At 42.4% G+C, this 8,309-nt stretch carries 6 protein-coding genes; 1 reads left to right on the forward strand and 5 read right to left on the reverse strand.

The genetic code is table 11. The annotated features are described in order from the left end of the window. Positions 1-61: 61 nt before the first annotated feature. Complete coding sequence (locus J6U00_RS05195; protein WP_296579833.1) at positions 62-1,891, reverse strand: ammonium transporter; 1,830 nt, start codon at positions 1,889-1,891, stop codon at positions 62-64. A gap of 391 nt (positions 1,892-2,282) precedes the next feature. On the opposite strand from J6U00_RS05195, the gene J6U00_RS05200 reads away from it, so the two are divergent. Beyond that, entirely contained in the window at positions 2,283-2,987 is a 705-nt protein-coding gene (locus J6U00_RS05200) for a gamma-glutamyl-gamma-aminobutyrate hydrolase family protein (protein WP_296579835.1), read from the forward strand. Positions 2,988-3,165: 178 nt separating this feature from the next. Here J6U00_RS05200 and J6U00_RS05205 read toward each other — a convergent pair whose 3' ends face one another. From J6U00_RS05205 to J6U00_RS05220, 4 genes are all read right to left on the reverse strand, one after another. Continuing rightward, positions 3,166-4,155 (reverse strand): guanosine polyphosphate pyrophosphohydrolase, encoded by a 990-nt coding sequence (locus J6U00_RS05205; protein WP_296579838.1) that lies wholly within the window; start codon positions 4,153-4,155, stop codon positions 3,166-3,168. Between the two features lie 28 nt (positions 4,156-4,183). Beyond that, on the reverse strand, positions 4,184-5,449 hold the full coding sequence (locus J6U00_RS05210; RefSeq protein ID WP_296579840.1) for an HAD hydrolase family protein: 1,266 nt from the start codon (positions 5,447-5,449) through the stop codon (positions 4,184-4,186). Between the two features lie 51 nt (positions 5,450-5,500). Next, the gene (locus J6U00_RS05215; RefSeq protein WP_296579845.1) at positions 5,501-8,071 is read right to left on the reverse strand and encodes a PEP/pyruvate-binding domain-containing protein; all 2,571 of its coding nucleotides are present in this window, start codon (positions 8,069-8,071) and stop codon (positions 5,501-5,503) included. A gap of 18 nt (positions 8,072-8,089) precedes the next feature. Beyond that, positions 8,090-8,309 (reverse strand): GNAT family N-acetyltransferase (locus J6U00_RS05220; protein ID WP_296579848.1); only part of this gene is annotated, 220 nt, incomplete at its 5' end.

Raw genomic sequence — 8,309 nt, forward strand, 5'->3', positions numbered from 1 at the left:
AAGGCAGTCTGCATACATCGGGAGATCTGTAATTAAGATGCACGCAGACGCCCTTGTCAGCTTAAGCTTTTTCCCACTCCGCTGAATCGTGAAGTGCGTTGTATCCTTCTTCACCTGTTCTGATCTTGATAACGTTCTCAATGTCATAAATGAACATCTTACCGTCACCGTAATTGCCTGTATAAAGTGCAGCCTTAGCCGCTGCAACTACCTTATCTACAGGTACTGCGCATACTGCGATTTCAGCCTTTACCTTAGGAAGCAGGTTCATCTCTACTTTAGCACCACGGTAGTAGTTTGTCTGTCCGTTCTGCATACCGCAGCCCAGAACGTTTGTAACTGTAATGCCCTTGACATCTATGTGTTCCATAGCCTCGATGAACTGCTGGAGTTTCTGCTGTTTGAATATTACAACGATATTTGTAAGCTTTGTTGCACCGTCTGGTGAAGGTGTGGAATAGTTCTTAACCTCAACTGCTTCATCAACTGTAGCAGCAGGCTTCTTTTCTGTTTTCTTTGTATCCTTCTTCTTTTCTACCTTCTCAACGCTCTTTGCGTCGTCCTTTGTATAGCCATGCATACCTGCATCAGTAAGTGCAGGAGCAAAGTCTGCGTAAGAGGAAATAAGACCGTGTTCTGTAACGTCAAGACCTAAGATCTCCTCCTGCTCGGAAGCGCGGAGACCAATTGTCTTCTTTATAGCATAGAATACTATTGCCATTGAGATTGCTGTGAATACTGCGATTGTCACAAAGCCTGTGAGCTGTCTTCCCAGGAGGCCAAAACCGCCGCCGTAGAACAGACCTGCAAGCTGATCGCCGTTCTGATCAACAAGCGAATAACCGGGAACTTCAGGATTTGCAAAGAGACCAACTGCTATTGTTCCCCAGATACCATTCATCATATGAACTGCTACTGCACCAACAGGATCGTCTATGTGGAGCTTGTAATCAAGGAACCATACGCCGAAGCAAACGAGAAGTCCCGAAACGATACCAACTATTGAAGCACCGAGACAGTCTGTTACATCACAGGGAGCTGTGATACCAACGAGACCTGCCAGTGATGCGTTAAGACACATTGAAACATCAGGCTTGCCATATTTTACCCATGTGAAGATCATGCAGGTAACTGTTGCAATAGCAGGAGCAACTGTTGTTGTAAGGAATACTGAACCGAGCTGATCAATTGATGTACATGCTGCACCGTTGAATCCGTACCATCCGAACCAGAGGATGAAGCATCCGAGAGCTCCAATCGTAAGGTTATGTCCGGGGATAGCATTTACCTTAATCTCGCCGTCCTTTGTCTTGTGGAACTTACCGATTCTTGGTCCGAGTATAGAAGCACCTACGAGAGCTGCAATACCGCCTACCATGTGGATATGAGCTGAACCTGCGAAATCGTGGAATCCCCACTGGCTGAGCCAGCCGCCGCCCCAGCCCCAGTGAGCCTCTATAGGATAAACGACTGCACTGATTATAGCCGAGTAAACGCAGTAGGATAAGAATTTTGTTCTTTCAGCCATTGCACCCGAAACGATAGTAGCTGTCGTTGCACAGAATACAAGGTTAAAAACGAAGTTTGACCAGTCGAAGCTGCCGTAGGAAGTGAAGATATCAAATCCCGGAGCACCGATTATACCGACAAGGTCTTCACCGAAGAGAAGGCCAAAGCCTATGAGAATGAAAACAACTGTACCGATACAGAAGTCCATAAGGTTTTTCATAATGATATTGCCTGCATTCTTGGCACGGGTGAAGCCCGTCTCCACCATTGCAAAGCCTGCCTGCATAAAGAATACGAGAGCAGCACCTATAAGAAACCATACACCAAAGACCAGACCGTTTGTCTCATCTAAGGCTTGTTGTAAAATAGTCTGAGAGTCCATAGAAAATCCTCCTTAATAAGTTACAGCAAAAATAATAAAGGGGCGCAGAAGTCCTAAGACTTCATACACCCCTTTGTGTATGGAATTAGCGCTATAAAACCAAAAAGAGCTGCGGACTTTATATCCGCAGCTCCTTTGCTGTTTACAATGTCATTATATGCTTTTAATTTCTGTTTGTCAATCTATTTTTACTAACTTTGGAAGTTTTAATAATTTTTTGCCGCTTTAAATGCAAAAAGCAATGCAAACATAACAAAGATGCAAGCTTTACATAAATATACCGATGTAGAATGCCTTGACTTTCCTGATAAAAAATACTATAATCTTTATATAAAGCAAGGGTGCTGCGATATTTATCGTATGCACCTTTTTATATTGGAGGAGGAATTTTATGAGCGATAGACCTGTTATAGGAGTTATCCCTCTTATAGATTACAATAAAAGCTGCTATTGGATGCTACCAGGGTATTTCGGAGGTATAATTGAAGCAGGAGGTATGCCTGTAATGCTGCCACTGATAAGCAACAATACAGATATCGACCAGATAACAGATATGTGCAATGGCTTTCTGTTCACAGGTGGACAGGACGTTGATCCGAAGCTGTACTCTGCTAGAAAGATTGGTGCTTGTGGCGAGTGCAGCTCCGAACGTGATATTATGGAAGGGATGCTCCTTAAACGTGCAATGAAGTCTGATAAGCCGATTCTCGGTATATGCCGCGGAATACAGTTTATAAATGCCGCACTTGGCGGAACACTGTGGCAGGATATACCATCCCAGTTCTCAGATACAATAACACATTGTCAGCAACCGCCGTATGATGTTCCGATACATGAAGTGAAAATAAAACCGTTCTCTCCGCTGAAAGATCTTTTACAAAAAGATTATATTCCTGTAAACAGCTATCATCACCAGGGGGTACGAGAGCTGTCCTCAGAGCTTTTACCTATGGCAACATCTCCGGACGGACTTATTGAAGCCGTTTACGCTCCGAAACAGAAATTTCTTTGGGCAGTTCAGTGGCATCCCGAATTCTCTTACCTCAAAGATGAAAACAGCCGCCTTATTTTCATGGATTTTGTCAAGCATTGCTGATTGATAAGGAAATTCATCTTTTCATTTCAAGATTTGAGCTTAATAAGGCGGTAATACACTTCTGCTGGTGAAATCATGCTTTGTGCCTGTTGTAAGCTCATCAGCTGTAACGCGGTCAGCATCAAAGCAAGCTGCAAAAAGCTGATTTTTTCATTAATAATATATTATTCGAACATTGTTAATCTATAAGATCATTCTGAAAACGTGACAAATGCTCGAAAGGCAGGATCTGACGTCCTCTGAACAGTCCGCAGCCGTCGTTTATCAGCTGATTGTTTATAGCCTTGAACATATTTACATCTATATTAGCAAGCTCAAGTTCCTGCAATTTGGTAAGGCGCTCGTATGCATCGTCAAAATAAACGCATTCTCCTATAGGTATTTCATCGCGCTTGGTACGTCTTGTTTCCTGTAATTTTTCATAGCCGAAGTGATTGGCGTCGCCTATCTCAGCAAAGTCGTCCATATCTTTGGTGCGGAGTTGCAATTCTGTATAGCATCGGGCAAGATTGTCATAAAAGGTTATGTGTATAGACTGGTATCCGGTACTTCTTGGAAATGTCACATAGTCGCGGTAATATGGTCTAACTGCCTCTTTGAGCTTATCGGAATACCTGTCCTCGTTGAAGCCCGAAAGCTCTGCCGTAAAGCCTCTTTCCTCAAGGAATTCTGGCACTACATCAGCTATCTCGTAGAGATACTTTTTCTCAATCTCGCTTTTTTCATCTGCGTTTTTAATATGACAGGAAGGCATTGAAATAACTATTCGGTAAGCGATAAGATCGCGAAAGCATATAAGTTTACTTTTTATCTCGGCTTCTGACGGAAACTTCCCATGTGCCTTATAATACTTGTATATGTATTCAAGGATATATCCATTGAATTTTTCTTCTGCGCGTATAAGTGACTTTATTCGTCCCTTGAATGTGAATGCAAGGAAAGGATATTCCCTCGTCATGTATTTGTAGAATTCTTTTATTCTCTGTGATTGAGAGGTTAGAAAGTCGTTGTGTTCAAGCAGTTCAATTATCTGTATCAGAAAATTTGAGTGCGAAAGGTCAATGCTGTTGTGATTTTCTTTTGCACTATTTCTTAAGTCATTTGAATACTGATGAAGTATTTTCAATACAGTATCTCCAGAAAACAAATAGTCATTTAAGGTTATCATTATCTATTCTCCATTCTGTTTGTATTTTTCAATATCTGCCATTCAATCTGCAAATCTTTTTCAGCTTTTTTACAGTAGCATTCCCACCGTCATTGATATAAACATCATATTTTCCCTTGATACTGCCGAATGTGATGACTTTCTCAGTTCCTGTGTATTTCTTCAGCTTCGACAACATGTTCTCCTTTGAAGCATCCGAAGAGAAAATCTTCAGATACATGAATCCGTCATATTCGGAATCAGATATGTTTATTCTTGCGCTTACTCCGAGCTTTTGACGAAGTTTTCTTTCAAGAAGAAATATGTCTATTTTTTCGGCAAGAACTGTTATATAAAGAATATTCTCATCTGCGTCTTTTTTGCGGTATTCTGATTTGATATAATTTCTGTACGGTGAATGCCTGTTGTTTTCATACTGTTTTTTTTCAGCGCTATTCCGAAATTTACCGTAATATATCAGCAACGTGGTATCAAGCATGACATTAACAAAACAGTGCAATCCACATTCTGAAATTATTCTTTCAGATTCTGCGGAAACATTTTTTGAAAGATAAGCCATTTCAAGATATTTCTTTTCCTTTATGTCATATATCGCTGCACCGTCCATAACTATAAGTGGAAGTTGCAGCTCCGTGTCGCTCATTATTGCCATTACCTCAGCAGGAGTATGTGTAGTTGAAACAGTGAATTTCACTCCGCTACGGATAAGCCTGTTAAGTTCAACCTTACTGTAATTAGAGGTCTGCGAGATGAGCACATCATCAATACCGCTTATATAAAGTGTAGTATCATCACGTTTCACAGGCAAACGGAAGTCGTTCACAATAACTCCTATGATTATTCCTATGAACGTATCGATAACTCTATTCAGAACGAAAAGATACGGATTATCGTCAAATGAATGTGTGAGAGCAATACTCAAGAACACAACGCATGAGAAAAAAGAGGCATTCCGCTTGTTCATAACAACAGTTGTGTATATCACTGGAATTATGAAAATACTTGCTGAAATATAGACAAGCTCAGGTATGACTAAACTTAGTCTGCGGAATAGTAGCAGAAAGAGCAGTCCGTAAACTGCACCTGTAAGCGTACCCACAGAACGCTGCAGGGCATTATTTTTGGTGGTGTTGGTATAGGGCTGTATACACCATAAAGCTGCCAGTGCTCCATAGAAAGGTATGCCGTTACCGACAGGCAGAAATGTTCTTATGAAATATACCGTCATACACAGCCCGACAGCTATAGATGATTTTACTATTCTTGCCCCTATAGGCGGAAATGTCAATTTCATAATACTCACTCCAGTAAAATGGGGCTTATCCTTGTAGATAAGCCCCATTGCTCAGATTGTTATAAGAAGGTGTTCGTTCTTGATGTCGTTGAATAGCTCACATTTGCAGCGGCTCACGTCGTAAATATGTATAACGTCGTCAAGACCGCTGTTTTCGTCGATATCCTCAAGCATATTTCTCAATTCGCTCAGCTTATCGGGAGCAAAATTCAGTGTTTTGCTATTATTGAATACAGCTGTGTACAGTATTTCTGCCTCTACTAAATCCTGAAAAATGTGGCTGCCATAGGAAAGCTCAGGATTGTAGCCCACACGGGCTTCCTCCATTTCGCAGACAACGTCAAATTCGCTTATGTCCGCAAAGGTAGTAGGTACGCCCAATTCAGGCGATGAAGTTCCGACTCTTCCTGGTACCATGAGCATCATATGCTTGCCGCTGTTGCGGTAAGTCCAGTTTATTCTACCTATCATTTTCGCAACGGAATTTTTCTCGCTGTAAGGCATATTATAGTACACAACAGGATCAACATAAACTATGATATCAAGTTTTGATGCTTTTGAAAGTCCCATTGAAGCTCCCTTGCTTTCGAGTAGTATATGCTCCTGCGGTATATCATCTGGAACAGCAACTCCTGATTTATCCTTTATGACCTGAAGCGGTCTGCACTGCAAAAGGTCAATGGAGTATTCGCCGCTGTCAGAAACATTTATAGTGAACTCAGTATCCACAGGATATTCGTACTCGTCCTGTATACAGCGCAGCATTCTCTGCATCTGCGACATGAGAGTTTTATTGCTGACAAGTCCCTTACAGGAAATAAAAGTCGATGATACTCTGCGTCCCATTTCGCGCAGTTTGCTCTCTGCATCAAAGTCGTGTTCAAGCAGTATATTATGCAGATACTCAGGTATCTCATGCTCTATTGTTCTCAGGGACAGACGTTCAAGATCATGGATAGAAGTATTGATAACTTCCACCTTGCCCTGTGAGAATCTGTGCCTGTCCGCATAAGTCGAATATACTGTTTTTTCTGGCATGTCAAGACTTACAAGGCGGGGATATGAACCTTCTGTTCTGTCAACAGCTGATGTGCCAAGGCCCATTACAAGACGGAGCATACCTGCGGACTGATCGGAGCTTTTCAAGAAGCTGTAAGGGCTGTATGAATAACCTACACCTGCCGCACAGGGCATATAATATGCACCGTAGTAAGAGCCTGATACACGCTGTATTAACAGGGACATCTGCTCGTCACGCTTGTCAAGTCCGCGGCGTTTACGGTAGTCAAGTGCGGAAAGGCTCATGGTGCTTGCGTAAACTGTTTTTATCGCCTTTTCAAATTCTTCAAGCCTTTCCTCAGAAGTTCCTCTGTTGGCACAGAATACCGACTCGTACTTTCCTGCAAAGGCATTACCAAAGCCATCCTCAAGGATACTGCTTGAACGGACTATATAGGGATCCTGTCCGTAGTATTCGATAATTCTGTTCAGCTGTTCGCGCATTTCATCAGAGAATTTACCGTTCATAAGCTGCTTTGCAAATTCATCTGCAAGTGAGAAATATCCCTCTTCGGTGCGCTGCTTTATACGCATATCCCAGAAATTATTGTCTACGATGTAAGTATAGTAAACGTCAGAGCCTACATAGAAAGAATCATGTGGTTCAAGAACTTCATTTATATCAGGCTCGGTGTTGCGGATAATGGCTCGCGCAAGCAGCATACCGCAGGCCTTTCCGCCTATCATACCAGTGCCTATCATGTGGTCGCGGACACTGAAATAATCCTCGGGACGGAAGTGTTTCTTGACCATCTGACGCATTTTCGTGTCCCTTGTCATCATTATATTGCACATATTACTGCACTGCTCGGTTATATCAATGCCATTTTCATAGAGAACTTTGGCTTTCTTGAACGACCTGTCCCACGAGTCCATGAACTGCTCGTCTGCGGAACGTTGTGCGTTTCCTAGTACCTGATAGAATCTGCTGGATTTTACACCGTCAAGTATCGGTCTAAAACGTCCTGTCTCGGGTTCATAGGTATGAGGCAGGAACATGGTGTCGGAGTTTCTGTTCCACACCTTTTCCGGACGTACATACACATTCTTTTTATCTGAATATACATCGAGAAAAAGCTGTGTTGTGTTCAGTATCTTGTTTATGGCATGAACTGAGTGTTTGCCTCGAATTATAGGAAAAAATGCAACTGTGTCAAGTATAAACAGGAACGGACAGGTCACGCGGAAAAAGTTGCCCATCATAAGGTCTGTCGCCCACATCGCCTGCAATTCCGAAAGGCAGTCGAATATGTAAAAGGCGTCCCTGCCGGCTTTCTCGATCTCGTTGTGTATATCAACAGTAAAGGTCTCAAATCTGTGCGAAAGCGGAACTTCAATAGTCTTTACCTCGGGGCAGTTCTCCACAAGTGGTTCGTGACTTGCAAAACGGAAATATATGATATTCCTGCCGTCTGCAATAGACTGTCTGAGGTAAGGCTCCATGAAGAGCCTGAACTCGGAAAGATCCGAAACTCGCCATACAACATTGTCGCCAAGCCTTATATTGTCCAGTGCTGTGTCCATTTCGGGTATTCCCGATAATATTCTGTCAAAAGCGGCCATAAAAGCACCTCCCCTTTGTCACAGGTTTTTAGCATAGCAGACTGCACCTTCGAGCCTGTTATAAGGCGGATAATTATTGATACGATAGTATCCGAGTTTCTCATAAAGCGATACGGCTTCTCTCATCGCTTCACGAGTTTGCAGCACAGTACGCTGGAACTTCATTTTTTCTGCCAGTTCCTCTAACATATTCATCATATTTTCAGCGATACGATGTCGACGGTATTCAGGTTCTACC

The organism is Ruminococcus sp., from assembly GCF_017650195.1.
Taxonomy (GTDB): Bacteria; Bacillota; Clostridia; order Oscillospirales; family Ruminococcaceae; genus Ruminococcus.